Annotated in this window: 9 protein-coding genes and 4 pseudogenes; 7 read left to right on the top strand and 6 right to left on the bottom strand. The window is 68.0% G+C overall.

Features of this window, described 5'->3' with window-relative positions; all coding sequences use genetic code 11:
* Nucleotides 1-43: 43 nt before the first annotated feature.
* On the top strand, nt 44-3,172 hold the full coding sequence (locus tag OG906_RS40105; protein ID WP_329449158.1) for a Tn3 family transposase: 3,129 nt from the start codon (nt 44-46) through the stop codon (nt 3,170-3,172).
* A 172-nt stretch (nt 3,173-3,344) separates the two neighbouring features.
* On the opposite strand, the gene OG906_RS40100 is transcribed toward OG906_RS40105, so the two are convergent.
* Complete coding sequence (locus OG906_RS40100) at nt 3,345-4,544, bottom strand: terpene synthase family protein (protein WP_329449157.1); 1,200 nt, start codon at nt 4,542-4,544, stop codon at nt 3,345-3,347.
* Complete coding sequence (locus OG906_RS40095) at nt 4,541-5,674, bottom strand: polyprenyl synthetase family protein (protein ID WP_329449156.1); 1,134 nt, start codon at nt 5,672-5,674, stop codon at nt 4,541-4,543. Before OG906_RS40095 ends, OG906_RS40100 begins: the two co-directional genes overlap by 4 nt.
* Nucleotides 5,675-6,081: 407 nt before the next feature.
* On the opposite strand from OG906_RS40095, the gene OG906_RS40090 reads away from it, so the two are divergent.
* Nucleotides 6,082-6,999 carry a recombinase family protein gene (locus tag OG906_RS40090; RefSeq protein ID WP_329449155.1) on the top strand — a complete coding sequence of 306 codons (918 nt, stop codon included), beginning with the start codon at nt 6,082-6,084 and terminating at the stop codon, nt 6,997-6,999.
* Between the two features lie 12 nt (nt 7,000-7,011).
* Here OG906_RS40090 and OG906_RS40085 read toward each other — a convergent pair whose 3' ends face one another.
* Nucleotides 7,012-7,896, bottom strand: a complete 885-nt coding sequence (locus tag OG906_RS40085; RefSeq protein WP_329449154.1) for an alcohol dehydrogenase catalytic domain-containing protein — start codon at nt 7,894-7,896, stop codon at nt 7,012-7,014.
* A 409-nt stretch (nt 7,897-8,305) separates the two neighbouring features.
* Here OG906_RS40085 and OG906_RS40080 point away from each other — a divergent pair, with 409 nt between their 5' ends.
* Both OG906_RS40080 and OG906_RS40075 read left to right on the top strand, forming a co-directional pair.
* Nucleotides 8,306-8,878: a TetR family transcriptional regulator gene (locus tag OG906_RS40080; RefSeq protein WP_329449153.1), complete on the top strand. Its 573-nt coding sequence runs from the start codon at nt 8,306-8,308 to the stop codon at nt 8,876-8,878.
* 201 nt (nt 8,879-9,079) lie between these two features.
* A pseudogene (locus tag OG906_RS40075) lies at nt 9,080-9,782 on the top strand (IS5 family transposase); the annotation flags it as partial.
* A 447-nt stretch (nt 9,783-10,229) separates the two neighbouring features.
* Here the strand turns inward: OG906_RS40075 and OG906_RS40070 are convergent.
* Both OG906_RS40070 and OG906_RS40065 read right to left on the bottom strand, forming a co-directional pair.
* A pseudogene (locus OG906_RS40070) lies at nt 10,230-11,327 on the bottom strand (IS701 family transposase).
* Nucleotides 11,328-11,542: 215 nt separating this feature from the next.
* Nucleotides 11,543-12,292, bottom strand: a complete 750-nt coding sequence (locus OG906_RS40065; RefSeq protein WP_329449152.1) for a transposase family protein — start codon at nt 12,290-12,292, stop codon at nt 11,543-11,545.
* Nucleotides 12,293-12,523: 231 nt separating this feature from the next.
* Between OG906_RS40065 and OG906_RS40060 the strand changes: the two genes are divergently transcribed.
* Nucleotides 12,524-13,786: an IS256 family transposase gene (locus tag OG906_RS40060; protein WP_443067517.1), complete on the top strand. Its 1,263-nt coding sequence runs from the start codon at nt 12,524-12,526 to the stop codon at nt 13,784-13,786.
* Nucleotides 13,787-13,812: 26 nt separating this feature from the next.
* On the opposite strand, the pseudogene OG906_RS40055 reads toward OG906_RS40060, so the two are convergent.
* Nucleotides 13,813-14,321: pseudogene (locus OG906_RS40055) on the bottom strand (ATP-binding protein); the annotation flags it as partial.
* A 9-nt stretch (nt 14,322-14,330) separates the two neighbouring features.
* On the opposite strand from OG906_RS40055, the pseudogene OG906_RS40050 reads away from it, so the two are divergent.
* Nucleotides 14,331-15,421 (top strand): annotated as a pseudogene (locus OG906_RS40050) (IS630 family transposase).
* Between the two features lie 8 nt (nt 15,422-15,429).
* Nucleotides 15,430-15,630, top strand: a complete 201-nt coding sequence (locus tag OG906_RS40045; RefSeq protein ID WP_329449150.1) for a hypothetical protein — start codon at nt 15,430-15,432, stop codon at nt 15,628-15,630.
* The last annotated feature ends 26 nt before the right edge of the window (nt 15,631-15,656 follow it).

Genomic DNA, 15,656 nt, shown 5'->3' with positions numbered 1-15,656 from the left:
AAACGTCTCCGGGCCTGCTCCGGGGCTGGCTACGGTCCGGCTCGTGCCGGTGGAATTTCTGAGTGATGAGCAGGCCGAGGCGTACGGGACGTTCGCCGAGGAGCCGACGAGGCCCGAGCTGGAGCGGTTCTTCTTCCTGGACGACGTGGACCGGGACCTGATCGCCCTGCGGCGTACGAAGCACCACCAGCTTGGGTTCGCGCTCCAGATGTGCACAGTGAGGTACGTGGGTCTGTTCCTGGAGGACCCGCTTGCGGTGCCATGGCCGGTGGTCGAGCACCTGGCCGCGCAGCTCGGCATCGAGGACCCCTCGTGCGTGAAGCGGTACACCGAGCGGCGTCAGACTCTGTACGACCACGCGTGGGAGATCCGGGGCGCCTACGGCTACCACCCCTACGAGGACGCCGAGTGGGGCCGGCGGTTCCGTACCTTCCTGCACGGGCGGGCATGGACGCACGCCGAAGGCCCGAAGGCGCTGTTCGACCACGCGGTGGGCTGGCTGCGCCGTCACCGGGTCCTGCTGCCCGGGGTGTCCGTGCTGGCCCGGCAGGTGTCGGAGGCGCGGAAGGTCGCGGAGAAGCGGCTGCACGCCACGGTCGCGGGCGCCGCCCGCCGCGCGGACCCGGCGCTGCCCGGGGATCTGGTGGCGACGCTGAAGACGCCGGAGGGCGCCCGGTTCTCGGAGCTGGAGCGGCTGCGCCGGCCGCCGACGCGGACGACGGGTACGGCGTTCGCCCGCGCGCTGGAGCGGGTGGACGAGATCAGTGCGTTCCAGCTCGGGCGGCTGAAGCTGTCGCAGATCCCGCCGAACCGCATGGCGACGCTGGCCCGGTACGCGCTGGGGTCGAAGGCTCCGCTGCTGGAACGGGCGGCGGATCCGAAGCGCACGGCGATGCTTACCGCGGTGATGCGGCACCTGGAGGCGAAGGCCATCGACGAGGCCCTGGACCTGTTCCAGGTCCTGATGGCCACCCGGCTGCTGAGCACCGCGAAACGCAAGACGGAGAAGGAGCGGCTGTCGACACTGCCGCAGCTGGAGAAGGCGTCACGGGTGCTCGCGCGGGCGGCGAAGGTGGTGTTCGAGGAACTGGAGCTGGTCGAGGAGCAGGCAGCGGACCTGGACGTCGCGGCGCTGTGGGCGGCGGTGGAGGAGGTCGCGCCGCGCGCCGCCGTGATGACGGCGGCCGCGACCGTGGTCTCGCTGGTGCCCGAGGACGAGGACTCGGCCGAGGTTGCCATGCGGGCCGCGCTGGCGAACCGGTACGCCACGGTGCGCCCGTTCCTCGCGTTGCTGGGCGAGTCGAAGGCGCTGGACGCGGCGAGCGCCGGCAAGCGGGTCCTGGCCGGGGTGCGCGGCCTTCCGGCGCTGGCCCGGCGGAAGGTGGGGGTCAAGCCGCTGCTGCCGCGGGAGGTGGACGACAAGCTCGTGCCGCCGGCGTGGCGCAAGGCGGTGTACGCCAACCCTGATCTGCCGCAGGGTGCGGTGGACCGGGACGCGTACGTGGTGTGCGTGCTGGAGCAGCTGCACCGGGCCCTGAACAGCCGCGACGTGTTCGCCGCCCCGTCGCACCGCTGGTCCAACCCGCGGGCCCGCCTACTGGACGGGCCCGACTGGGACGCGGTCGAGGAGGACGTGCTGGCCGGGCTGAGCCTGGACATGCCCGTGACCGAGCACCTGGCGGAGCTGGTGCGGGGCCTGGACGCCGGGTGGAAGCAGCTCGCCGAACGTCTGGAAGAGGCGGGGCCGGCGGCGAAGGTCTCCATCGAGGTGCAGGACGACGGGCGGGTGAAGCTGAACGTCGCGGGGCTCGGGGCGCTCGGCGAGCCGAAGTCCCTGACCTGGTTGCGGGGGCGCGTCGAGAGGATGCTCCCGAAGATCGACCTGCCGGACCTGCTGTTCGAGGTGAACGCCTGGACCGGGTTCCTCGACACGTTCGTGCACCTCGGGGACGGCACGACCCGGATGAAGAACCTGCCCACTTCGGTGGTCGCGTTGCTGGTGTCGGAGGCGTGCAACATCGGCCTGGCCCCGGTGGTCAACCCCGCCCATGAGGCCCTGACTCGGGCCCGGCTCGTGCACGTCGACCAGTACTACCTGCGCGCCGACACCATCGCCGCCGCGAACGCACGGCTCATCGCGGCCCAGGCCGAGGTGCCCATCGTGAAGTTCTGGGGCGAGGGCCTGCTCGCCTCGGTGGACGGGCTGCGGTTCGTCGTCCCCGTCCGCACCATCAGCGCCGCTCCGTCGCCAAAGTACTTCGGGTTCAAGCGGGGCATCACCTGGCTCAACGCCGTCAACGACCAGGTCGCGGGCATCGGGCAGATGGTGGTGCCTGGCACCCCGCGCGACTCCCTGCACATCCTGGACGCGCTGCTGAACCTGGACGGCGGCGTGAAGCCGGAGATGGTGGCCACCGACAACGCCTCGTACTCCGACATGGTGTTCGGCCTGTTCAAGATCCTCGGCTACAACTTCAGCCCCCGGTTCCGCGACCTGGACGATCAGCGGTTCTGGCGGGCCACGATGCCCGGGGTCGAGACCGGAACGTACGGCGCGCTGGAGGATCTGGCCCGCAACCGCGTAAACCTGAACAAGGTGATCACGCACTGGCCGGACATGCTCAAGGTCGCCGGCTCCCTGGTCACCAACCAGGTCCGCGCCTACGACCTGCTGCGCATGTTCGGCCGAGACGGTCGCCCGACCCCGCTCGGGGCGGCGTTCGCGGAGTACGGGCGGATCGCCAAGACCGAGCACCTGCTGCGCGTGGTCGACCCGGTCGACGACACCTACCGCCGCCAGATGAACCGGCAGCTCACCGTGCAGGAGTCCCGCCACAAGCTCGCCCGCGACGTGTGCCACGGCAAGCGCGGCACCATCCACCAGGCGTACCGCGACGGCATGGAGGACCAGCTCGGCGCGCTCGGCCTGGTCCTCAACGCCATCGTGCTCTGGACAACGAAGTACCTCGACGCCGCCGTCAGCCAGCTCCGCGCCGAGGGCCACGAGATCCGGGACGAGGACATCGCCCGGCTCTCTCCGCTCAAGCACAAGAACCTGAACCTGCTCGGCCGCTACAGCTTCACCGCCTCGACGCCGGCCGCCGGTGCCCTGCGCCCGCTGCGCGACCCGGACGCGCCGGAGCTGGACGAGGACGGGGACGAACAGGACTAAGGGCGGCTGACCACGTCGGTGATGAGCTCGCGATCCTTGCCCTGGTCAGCCGCTTCGCGGCCGCCACGGCGTGGCCGGTGGCAACCTCGCGGGAGATGAGTGCCGGGGCATGGACGCGACCGTGAACCCAGCGATCGGAGCGGCGGGCGCGGCCAGTGATGCGCAGACCCGCTCATAGCGCATGTGTATGTCCGGCCGGGCTGGTGCGGATGCCGCGGATCCGCAGGCCGTGCGGTCCGTAGCGGGCAGCGAAGGCGTATGCGCGGAAGGTTCCTTCGACGGTTAGTCTTACCGCTCGGGTGTAGCCGGTGAGGTCGGGATGGCGGCGGCACAGTGCTTTCGCCAGGCGCATGGTCTCCATAGCCTCGTGGTGCTGCATGGCCATCACCTTGTCGCAGGCTTCCTGCAACGTGAGGCTGCCTTCTTGGTGCAGGACCATGACGAGGTTGCTGGGGTTGCCGTTTCTGATGTCCTTGGCCAATCCCATCACATCATGTCCGAGCAGAACGGCGTATGTGGCTGCCTGACGGAAACGCTTGATTTCCAGGAGGTTTTGGAGGCTGGGCGGGAGGTCGACGGCGTTGAGGAGCGCGGCTTGTTCGTACGCGAGATTCCCGGCCCCTTCGAATTCTCGCTGGAAAAGGAAGGTGTTGACGTCCGGGGGCCACACGCGTGTTTCTGCGTACTCGCGCAGTGCCCATTCACCTGCGTCGAGATATTCCTTGAGGGATTCGACGAAGACCTGTTTGCGGGACTGCCAGCCCGGCATGTGCGCGGCGTAGCGGACGGCGGCTTCGCGCAGGCATCCGAGAAGGGCGGCCCCGTGGGGGTAGGGCCTGGCGGTGCTCACGGGGTCAGGGGGCCGGTCGTCGCGGAACATGTCCAGGATGACCTGATCGATTTCCTCCAGGCTGCGGAGACGCTCAAAGACTGATTCGGGGGCTGCGCGGGGATCGGGATCGACTCCGTCGTCGTGCATGAACAGTCCGGTGTTGAGCAGTGCCGTGGTGGCCATCAGGGGGGACGTCGGGGAGACGTCAGGAAAGGCATAGGCCGTCCATGCGGCACCCATACGGCTGGCTGCCGCCACGTAGCGATCGTCTTCAGGGGAGAAAACCTGCATTTCGGCCTGGCAGGCGGAAACGAGCTCTTCCACAGCGGCTGGGTGCGGCATAGCTGATTCACCGAAATAGGTCGCGCACACGGCCGTGTAGTCCAGGACGGCTTCCTGTCCGTTCATCGCGACCGTGCCGGCATCGAAGTGCAGGGCGATCGGAGTGCCGGGCGTCAGTTCTCCGTCAAAAAAGGCCGGCCCATTGCCTTCCTTGCTTCCTTGGGGAATCTGTGACAGCGGCGCCAAGCGGGCATTCACGTGGTCCTCCCAGTGACGGCGTCGGCGAACTCTTGCAGGCTCTGTTCGACGGCTGGAGCGACAGGCACTGTCAGCAGTGCCCGTCCGGCCTGCTCACGACGCACACGGATCATGTCCTCGACCGCGGCGCGGGCGCCGGTGGCGGTGATGATGTGGCGAATGCGGGCAGCGGCGTCCTCGTCGAGACGGGGATCACCAACCAGCGCGTGGAGGGCCTCGCACTCGGCGGAATCAGCACGCTGGAGGGCGAGGGCGAGCAGGACCGTGTGCTTTCCTTGGCGCAGGTCGTCCAGGCGGGGTTTGCCGGTTTCGGCAGGATCGCCGAAGGTTCCGAGGATGTCGTCGCGGAGCTGGAACGCCTCCCCCAGGGGCAGGGCATAGGCGCTGAGCGCATCCAGCATCTCCCTCCCAGCCCCGGCGAGGGCGGCGCCGATGTGAAGGGGCCGTTCGATGGTGTACTTGGCGGTCTTGTAGCGCGCGATGGCCAGCGCCCGCTCGACGTCGGTGGTGGGGCGGCCGGTGGCGGTGAGGTCCAGATACTGGCCGTACATGACCTCGCTGCGCATCACGTTGACCAGGGGTCGTACGCATTCTCGGTGGGCTGGGCTCAGTTCGCTGTCCGGGCCGTACAGGAGTTCGTCCGACCAGATCAGGGCGAGGTCTCCGGCCAGAATGGCGGCTGACTCGCCGAGTGCATCGGCCGCCGCGACGGTACGGCCGTGGTGGTGGTGGGTGGCCAGGGCCCGGTGCACGGTGGGCTGGCCGCGGCGCGTGGCGGAGTGGTCCATCACGTCGTCGTGGATCAGACAGAAGGCGTGGAACATCTCCAGGGACGCACCCGCTCTGACTGCCGGCTGCACGCTGTCGGTGCCGCCGGCTGCGTGCCAGCCGAGCACGCACATCGTGGGGCGAATCCGCTTGCCGCCGGAGGCCAAGAACTTGCCCAGGACGGTGGGGATGTCGACCGGCAAACCCTGGCGGCGGGCCTCGCTGGTCTTGCCGTCGATGAAGGCGTTCAGCACGGCGGTGAGCTCACGGTGCACCCATGGCAGGTCCAGCCGGCCGTGTGCGGGAGCAGGCGGTGAGGACGGAGCCGGATCGTGCGGCGTGGCAGTGGGCAAAGTGCTCACGACGGTTCACCCTTCCGTAGCGGCCCGATTCATGGTCTCGGCCAGTTGGAGGGCGCCCAGCAACGCACCCCAGCATCCCCCGGTTGACCGAGCCCGCAAAGGCGCACACCAGCCACGATTGACGCGTATACGTCCTGCGGAGTGCGCGGTGGCGCACGCCATCCGGCCCCATCAGGAGCGGTGCCGCCGCGCGGGCCGGGGGCGCGCAATCCACCCCGCCCGCGCCGGGCGCACAGCCGGGACCGATCTGTCGGCAAACGATCGTTTGACGACAGGGAGCCGATGCGTCCAATCAACCCGTGCAATCCGGGGTTCGCGGCGGCCCGAATCCAATCAGATCCGATGATGATTGCTGACAGGGTTTGACGACAGATAGGGTCCATTCCTCCGTACGGAAGGGGCCCGCAGTGGCAAACCTGGTCTACAAGCGGGTCTCGACCGACCAACAGTCCACCGCCCGCCAGGACCTCGTCCTGGACGAGGCCGGCATCGAGGACCCGGTCGTCTTCGAGGAGGACCCGGGAACCTCCAGCCGCCTCCACGCCCTCCAGCGCCCGCAGTTCGGCGAACTACTCACCTACGCGCGGCCCGGCGACACCGTGCACATCTCCGAGATGTTCCGCCTCGTACGCGGCACCGGCCACATCCTCGACGTGCTCGACGTCCTCCACCGCGACCGCCTCGCGCTGCGCATCCACGACGGCGCGTTCTCCGCGATGGACCTCACCGCCCGCCACCCGCGCACTGGCGAGCTGCTGTCCACCGTGAAGTTCATGGTGCAGACCCTCGCCGCCGCCGGCGAGCTCCAACGCGACCTCCAACGCGAGCTGACCTACGACGGACTGCGCGCCGCCGAGGCCAGGGGCAGCAAGGGCGGACGCCGTCCCGCCGTGGCGGCCGCGAAGACCGAAACCGTCCGCACCGCGTACCTGGAGGGCCGGTCCATCGCCGCCCTCGCGCGCGACCACGGCGTCAGCCGCGGCGCGATCCGCACGGCCGTCGCCGATCTCCTGCCCGAGCACACGGCCGGCGACCCGGACATCCCGGCCCCGGAGCTGCCGGTCGTCCTCGACATGCCGGGCAAGGTCGCCGACTTCCTCCGCTCGGCCGAGCTGGAGCCCGCCGAGCGCGCCGCGCTCGACCAGGGCGTCACCGTGCGGCGCGGCCAGGGCTACACCCTGCGCGTCAGCGCCGTCCCCGCCGTACACCGCCAGCTTCTCGCCCTCTGTCAGCCGCTCGACGGCGGTCAGGGCCTTCCCACAGTGCCGGCCCAGCGCAAGGCCCGCCGAGAGTACGAGAACAGGGTCAGCGCACTCGCGCCCTGACCATGATCGTTCTCACCGATAACCGCTGTACCGATGTTCCCCGAGGCCGATGACCTGCTGGCGCATCATGTGGAACGGCACGCCCTCGGAGGAGATGGAGAACGGCTGGCTGAAGTCCAGCCCGCACAGGATCACGCGGCCGGAGACGCGCAGGCCCGTCATGGCCTCCTCGGCCGCGCCGAAGGCGTTGGTGGTGACCAGCAGGATGTCCGCGCCGCCGAGCTCGAGGAGTTCCTTGCCGTTGGCGACAACGTGGTCGGCGCCCAGCTGGGTGGCCAGGTCATGCTTGTCCGGGGAGTGGGTGATCGCGATGGTCTCGAATCCGCACGCCTTGGACAGCTGCAGGGCCACATGGCCCAGTCCGCCGATGCCCAGAACGGCGACCTTCTCGTGCGGCTGCGGGGACGCGTCCCGCAGACCGCTCCAGGTGGTGTAACCGGCGCACATCATGGGCGCGGCATCGGTGTACGACAGGCCGTCCGGCAGCAGCACCGTCCCCTCGGCCGCGATGGCGATGTACTCCGCGTGCCCACCCTGCGCGGAGAACCCACTGGTGCGGGGCGCGACGCAGTTCATCGCGGTCTGCCCGGTCAGCGGCCGGTTCTCGCGACAGTAGGCACATCGGCCACAGGCGGACTGCACCCAGGTGGTACCAACCCGGTCGCCGACCTGGCGCGTGTGCACCCCGGCGCCCACCTCGACGACCTCACCGACCACCTCATGGCCCGGCGTCTGGGGGTAGAGGTCCCCGCCGTAGCCCTGCGTGGACCAGACATCGGTGAAGCACATGCCCGACGCGTGAACCTTCACCAGCACCTGCCCCGGCTCCGCCGTCGGGGTCGGGACCTCCTGGACCTCCCACGGCTTGTTCGCGCCGGTCATCACAACTGCCTTCATGACTGCTCCTTGCTTCGATGCGTCTGCGGTGGGCAGCGTCGGCGGGATCGCTCGCGCAAGAGCGAACCAAGCAACCCTTCCGAGGTAACCACCTAGGTAGGTACACCGTAGCCCCGGTCAGGATAAATTATCAATAACCAGGTAGTTACCCTCTTGATGCTCACGCCTCGAGGTACGGGCGGTAACGCGAAGTGCGCCATCGGTGGCGCCGCGAGGCTCCTCTGGCGTCCGCGATGTCCAGTGTGTCGGCCCATCGAGCACCCCGCATGTCAGCCGGATCGGCAAAACGCCAGGCCTATGAGCGGCGCGTACCCGGTTTGGCCGCTTTGCGTCGGCAGCTCCGCAGCGGGCGGACGGCATTATCAGTAACTGTGTAGTTACGCCCGTGTGGGGGCACTATCCTTCCCCTATGCCGCCCGACGCCACCGCTACGAAGAGACGCCTGCTGGACGCCGCCTACAGCGAGTTCGCCCAGTACGGGCTTGCCGGCGCCCGCGTGGAACGCATCGGCGAAATTGCGCAGGTCAACAAGCGTCTGATCTACGTCCACTTCGGCAACAAGGCCGACCTCTTCGACATCGTGGTCGCCAAGAGCCTGGCCGACCTCGCAGAGGCCGTCCCCTTCGACGCCGACGACCTCTCCCGCTACGCGGGCGACCTGTTCGACTACCTGCTGGAACACCCCCAGGTACTACGCCTGACAGGCTGGGCTCGGTTGGAACGGCCCGAACCCACGGCAGCCGAGGTGGACGCCTACCGCCCCAAGATCGATGCCATCGTCTCCGCCCAGCACAGCAACTCCGTCACCAAAGAAATCGCCCCCACGGACGTCCTCGCCCTCGTCCTCGGGTTGACCACAGCCTGGGCCGGCGCCTCACCCGCCCTGCAATCACTGGCTCCCGAAGCCCCCTGGTCCCCTGAGCGACTGCGCCATCACCGCGCCGCGATGACCGCCGCCGTGCAAGCCTTCGTTGCCTCCTGACCCCCGTTTCCGCCGACGGAAACGGGGGGTCACCCCGCACAGATCACACCCGATCACCGCCAGCCGGCCGCAGGGAACTCGTGACAGCTCAGCAGGCAAGCTCACCAGTCAACGCTGAGCGCAGCTGCCTGGTCTGGCTCACCGGGCTTGCCGCCTCAATGGACCCCACCTCAACGGGGATCTTTTTCCACTCTTCCGGACATGATCAGCCATCTTGTGCCCGGTGACCTGTGGGACCGCATTGCCCCGATGCTGCCGCCTCACCCTCAGCGGCGGCATCGATACGCAGGACGACACCGAACATGCGACCGCATCGCGTTGGGCGGCATCATATTCGTCCTGCGCACAGGTGTGACCTGGCGCGACGTGCCACGCCAAGATGTGGGTTGCTCGGGAGTCACGGTCTGGCGCCGCCTACGGGAACTGGACCGAAGCCGGCGTCTGGCCACGACTGCACGCCGCGATCCTCACCGAACTACGGACGGCCAGGCTGCTGGAGATGGACGACTGTGCCATCGACGGCTCACACATCCGCGCCCTCAAAGGAGGCGCTCACACTGGACCATCTCCGGTTGATCGAGGCCGCCCCGGCAGCAAGCATCACGTCATCGTCGACCGGCACGGCACACCGCTCGCAGTGTCACTGACCGGCGGCAACCGGCACGATGTCACCCAGCTCATGCCGCTCGTCGATGCCATCCCGCGGATTCGTGGCCTGCGTGGCCTGCGTGGCCTGCGTGGCCGCCCACGAAATCGCTCACGACGCCTGTACGCCGACCGCGGCTACGACTTCGACAAGTACCGCCGACTCCTCCGGCGCCGAGGGATAACCCCGAAGATCGCCCGCCGTGGTGCCCAGCATGGCTCCGGCTTGGGCAAGACCCGATGGGTCGTAGAGCGGACCTTGTGCGCCACGAGGCGCCCTGTTTGTATCCCCGGCTGAGCCGGGAGGAACTCGGAAGGAGGTTTTTGGGCCGAATGACTTACCTGGATCCGAAAGGTGAAGGGGACAACAGCATGTCAGGAAACCAGTAACCGGGCCCAGTTGTCAGAGACGGTGTACTGGGCGGCCCGCGCGATATGGCGAAGACTGGATTGCTTGAAGCCCAATCTCCAGAAGATGCAAGCTCCCATCCGCCGGAAAGACTTCTGAAACCGGCGCCGTACTCTGCCCTGTACTACAGGAGTGGTTCGGGGGCTCGTTGTCTGCGTCTCGCGTGGTGGAGCCGTTTTGCGATGGTCTGGTGGGTTCGGCGCCATAGGGATTGGGCGGCGATGAGGAGGGGGTCGTGCTGGACGTGCCAGAGGGTCTGGTGCAGGAGTCGGCGGATCTCCTCGGCGGTGTAGTCGATCAGCCGGAGGGCAGGACGGGGAGGTTCAGCGGTGGCCAGGTTATGGCGGGTTGGTCGGACATGTCCGTAGTGGAGGGTTCGTCGGCCTGCTTGAGCCGGGCGGTGCGGGTGGCGGTGACCGAGAGGAAAGCGAACGCGGCCATGGCCAGGGCGATGTGGCGGTGCCAGGGCTCCCAGTGGCGGACCTCGTACTGGTCCAGGCCGCAGTCGGACTTGGCGGTCTCGAAGCAGTCCTCCACGCCCCAGCGCATCCCGGCGACGTTCACGAGCGTGGACAAGGTGGTGCTCTCGCGGGCGTGGACGGCGAAGAAGGCGAGGTCGGACGGGTCGACGATCGAACGCCGCACCCGCAGCAGGTGCTGCCACCCCTTACGGGCCGGCCCGGCATCCGACGGCCACGCCACCTCGGCCAGCGCCCAGTCGTAGTACCGCTCGCCCCTCGACCCGCTTCCGCACGAACGCCGCTCGAACACCAGCGGTACGCTCACGGCCAGGGCATCGACCCGCACCAGCCCGGTCCCCGTCGTGAGGACGGTCTCATCACAGGGCACCGCCATCACATAGCCCTTGCCGCGGCGCTCGAGGGCCGACCGCAGGCCGCGGTCCCGCCCGTAGAGGCTGTCGGCGGCCACCCACGCGAACGGCACTCCCGCGCAGCGGGTGCGCTCCACCAGACGCCGGCCCAGTTCTGCCTTGGTGACCACGGCCTACGCCCGATCGGCCGGCACTCCGGCCTCCCGGCACCGCTCCGCATCCCCGGCCCACGTCTTGCCCAGGTAGAGCGCGAAGTCGATCAACGCCCGCCCGGCCGAGGTGACATACACGGCGAACACCGCGACCTGGCAGTTCTCCACCTGCCCGGTGATCCCCGCGTACTGCCTCGCGACACCCGCCGACTTCGTCCCCTTCTTCAGGAACGCGGTCTCGTCCAGGACCAGCACCGCCCCCGGATCACCGAGGTGTTCCACCACGAAGGCACGCACCCCGTCCCGCAACCCGCTCCAGCTCCACCTCGTCCGCCGCAGCAGGTCCTTCACCCGGTCCGGCGTCACATACCCCGCATGCACGGCGATCTGCCAGGAATTCTCCCGCTCCACCGGCCCCAGCAACGCCTTCACATACGCACACACGCGTTCCCGCGCAGGTCCTTCCGGCCGAACAAACCCCCGAGCGTGCCGAAGAAATCCTCGAACCACTCCGCCCACCGCTCCACATCACGCAACGTCTCCACAGACAGAACAACGACTCCCCCCCCACCAACAGACACGGAAGCACTCCTGTAGTACCGGCTTGATAACTTCATTGAGCTTCTTCAGCGTTGCTTCTCCAGGGTGAGGACGGCCTTGGTCATTGACGTGAGCGTGTTGGGGCTGACGCGGGCCCTGCGGAAGATCCGCCAGGCCTTGAGGCGGGCGAAGGCTCGTTCAACGGGTGAGCGGAGTCGGGCGTGTGTCCGGTTGACGGCCTTCTCCTTGACGGTGAGCTCACGGCTTCGGTGCTTCTTGACGGGTGTCGCGAAGGTTCCGCCGGCGCCCTGGTATGCCTTGTCCGCGAGGGCGGGGATCTTCAGCCGGTCACAGATGGTGACGATGCTGTGGGTGCGGGCGGCGGTGATGTCCGCGGTCCGTCCCGGCAGGGCAGGTGAGTACCAGAGGAGCTCACCGGCCGGGCCGGTGACCGCCTGGATGTTCACGCCGTGCTTGCGGTGCTTGCCTGAATAGTCGTCCTGGCCGTTGCCGACGCGGTCGCACTCGGCGAGCGTGCCGTCCACGAGGACGTACTCGGGGCGTGCCCGCCGCAGTGCGCGGATGAGTGAGGGCGCGCGGGCGGCGAGGTGTGTGATCACGCTGTGCACATAGGCGTGGGCGGTGCTCTCGCTGATCCGGAATCCGGCGGCGATCTGGGCGAGGGTGTCGTGCTTGCGCAGGTATACGAGTGCGATCAGGGCCCGCTGAGAGGCCGGCAGCTTGCACCGGCGGTCACCCTCACGGGTGACGATCAGCATCGTGACCCACTCCACGAGGGCATGCGGAAGGCCCAGTGCGGCAGGATAGGTAACCAACAAGGCTCCCTGATGAACGAGTTGAGACGTGAGACATCTCGCTCAACCGTCCGGGAGCCTTGTCCGTTACGAGCCCCTGCCTGTCACCCGATCGGTGGCCAACTCGAAGAAGCTCATTGGGAATCAATAGCCAGCCCACTCTGGCAGCAGATGAGCAGCGACGGGGCCTGTAAAAGGAACGGTGTAACTCCGATCATGAGGATTGCACCTGTGACCAGCGAGAACATAGCTATAGCGCCTGAGGCTGGGGCCCCGGCGGCGGCTGTCGATGACCGGTTCCTGAACGAGCTCGTGGCCCGGGCTCAGGCCGAGGGCCTGCAGCTGACGGGCGAGGGTGGGCTGCTCCAGCAGCTGACGAAGCGGCTGCTGGAGTCCGCTCTCGAGGGCGAGATGACGGACCATCTCGGCTATGACCGGCACGATCCCGCGGGCAAGAACGGCGGCAACTCAAGGAACGGGAAACGCTCCAAGACCGTCGTCACGGACGTCGGCCCGGTGGAGATCGAGGTGCCGCGGGACCGCGAGGGAGCGTTCGAGCCGCAGATCGTCAAGAAGCGTCAGCGCCGGCTGACCGGCGTCGACGAGATGGTCCTGTCACTGTCGGCGAAGGGCCTGACCCATGGCGAGATCTCAGCCCATCTGGCGGAGGTCTACGGAGCCGAGGTTTCCAAGCAGACGATCTCGACGATCACCGATTCGGTGATGGAGGGCATGGCCGAGTGGCAGGCCCGCCCGCTCGATCGTGTCTATCCGGTCGTGTTCATCGACTGCATCAACGTGAAGATCCGCGACGGCCGGGTCGCCAACCGCCCCATCTACGTGGCCCTCGCGGTCACGGCCGAAGGCCACCGCGACATCCTCGGACTGTGGGCCGGCGGCGAAGGCGGGGAAGGCGCCAAGCACTGGCTCCGGGTCCTGACCGAGCTGAAGAACCGCGGCGTTGAGGACGTCCTGATGCTGGTCTGTGACGGCTTGAAGGGCCTGCCCGACGCGGTCGGCGAGGTCTGGCCCCAGACCGTCGTCCAGACCTGCGTCGTTCACCTGCTGCGGGCCTCGTTCCGTTATGCCGGCCGCCAGGACTGGGACAAGATCGCCAAAGCACTCAAGCCCGTCTACACCGCTCCGACCGAGGACGCTGCCACCAGCCGATTCCTGGAATTCTGCGAGGAATGGGGCCAAAAGTACCCGGCGATCGTCCGGTTGTGGGAGAACGCCTGGGCCGAGTTCGTCCCGTTCCTGCAGTTCGACGCAGAGATCCGCCGGATCGTCTGCACCACGAACGCGATCGAGTCTGTCAACGCCCGCATCCGCCGGGCGGTCCGGGCCCGCGGCCACTTCCCCTCGGAGAACGCGGCCATGAAGTGCGTCTACCTCGCGGTGATGTCCCTCGACCCGACAGGCGCCGGCCGCAAACGCTGGACCACCCGCTGGAAGCGAGCCCTCCAGGCCTTCGACATTGCCTTCGACGGACGCCTCACCAACAACCGAATCTGACCTACAAACCGACCACGGTTACACCGTCTACTGGACAGACCCGCGTCGACCAGGCGGTAGAAGCCCTCGGCGGCGTCGGGGCTGACGGGCAGCAGGCCGATGTCGTCGACGATGATCAGGTCGGATCGGATCACCCGGGTCAGGGCCTTGGCGATGGAATCGTCGGCCCGGTGGCGACGAGGGCGCCGAGGTCTTCGATGGAGAACCAGGCGACGGCCATCCCGGCCTCGACGGCGGCCTGTCCCAGGACCTCGCACCCGTGGCTTTTCCCGGTTCCCGAGGGCCCGACCACGCAGAGATTCTCCCTGCATTGGACCCATTAGAGGGTCTTGATGGAGTCCTGGGTGGCGCGGAGTATGGAGGACGCTTGCTCGTCCCAGTCGCCGAAGGTCTTGCCCGCGGGGAACCCGGCCCGCTTGCGGCGGGTGTGCAGATTCGCGCGGTCGCGGCCGGCGGCCTCTTCGGAAAGCAGGACGCGTACGACTTCCGCGGGGTCCCACCTCTGGGCCTTCGCGGTGGGGATTACATCGGTCAACGCTGCGGTATGGCGCGGACGGGGCGGCCGAAGGCCGAGTTGACGTTGTCGGACGAGGAGCGGGCCGCACTCGAGGGGTGGGTGCGGCGCCGTTCCACGCCGCAGGCGTGGGCCCTGAGATGTCGGATCATCCTGGCCTGCGCCGAAGGCGCTTCGAACAAAGACGTGGCGGCTCGACTCGGCTCGACTCCCCATGCGGTGGGCCGCTGGCGTGCGCGGTTCGTGCGGTATCGGATCGCCGGTCTGGGTGACATGCCGCGTCCGGGCGGCCCGCGGACGGTGACGGACGAACAGGTGGCCGCGCTGGTTTCCAGGACGCTGGAGTCCACCCCGAAGAACGCGACCCACTGGTCGACGCGTTCGATGGCGAAGGAGCTGGGCCTGTCGCAGTCGACCGTGTCGCGGATCTGGCGGGCGTTCGGCCTGCAGCCGCACCGCTCGGAGTCGTTCAAACTGTCGACAGACCCGTACTTCGTCGACAAGGTCCACGATGTAGTCGGTCTCTATCTGGACCCGCCGGAGCGGGCTCTGGTGTTCTATGTCGACGAAAAGTCGCAGATCCAAGCCCTGGATCGCTCACAGCCGGTGCTGCCGATGATGCCCGGAGTTCCGCAGCGGACCACCCACGACTACGTCCGGGCCGGCACCACCACTCTGTTCGCTGCTCTGGAGGTGGCCACCGGCAAGGTGATCGGTTCCCTGCATCGGCGCCACCGGGCCGAGGAGTTCAAGAAGTTCCTCATCAAGCTCGACAAGGAAGTCCCGGCCGGCCTCGAAATCCACCTGGTGCTGGACAACTACGCCACCCACAAGACCCCTGCCATCAAAACCTGGCTCCTGGCACACCCCCGGTTCCACCGGCACTTCACACCACCGGAGCGTCCTGGCTCAACCTGGTGGAGCGATGGTTCGCCGAGCTGACAAACAAGCAGATACGGCGAGGCGTCCACAGATCCGTCCAGGCCCTGGAGAAGGACATCCGAACCTGGATCGCCACATGGAACACCGACCCCAAGCCCTACGTCTGGACCAAGACCGCAGACGAGATCCTCGAACGCCTCGCCAGCTATCTGAACAGAATTCCTGACTCAGAAGACTAGTCGAGCAGGTGCTGCATCGCGGCGTCCAGGAGGCCGAGCTCGCCTCCACCGCCGGTCTGCTCAGCGGTGCCCTGTGCTGCACGCTCGTCGCCACCGGGTCCCAGATCCCGGCTGCGGGCATCATCGCGGCGGGCATCGGTAGCTGGATCGCGAGCAGCATGGCGGCGCGCTGCTGCCCTCACCCAAGCTCGGAGGGACACCGGCAGTGAGCAGCGGCGCGCACCGGCCCCCGCGG

It is taken from the genome of Streptomyces sp. NBC_01426 (assembly GCF_036231985.1).
Taxonomy (GTDB): Bacteria; Actinomycetota; Actinomycetes; order Streptomycetales; family Streptomycetaceae; genus Streptomyces.
Note: the sequence above shows the minus strand (reverse complement) of the source record. Positions and strands in the feature narration are given on the sequence as shown.

Excerpts from the sequence above, each read along its gene's own strand:
- OG906_RS40085 (WP_329449154.1), bottom strand. The coding sequence starts at position 7,896 with ATGAAGGCAGTTGTGATGACCGGCGCGAACAAGCCGTGGGAGGTCCAG.
- OG906_RS40080 (WP_329449153.1), top strand. The coding sequence starts at position 8,306 with ATGCCGCCCGACGCCACCGCTACGAAGAGACGCCTGCTGGACGCCGCC.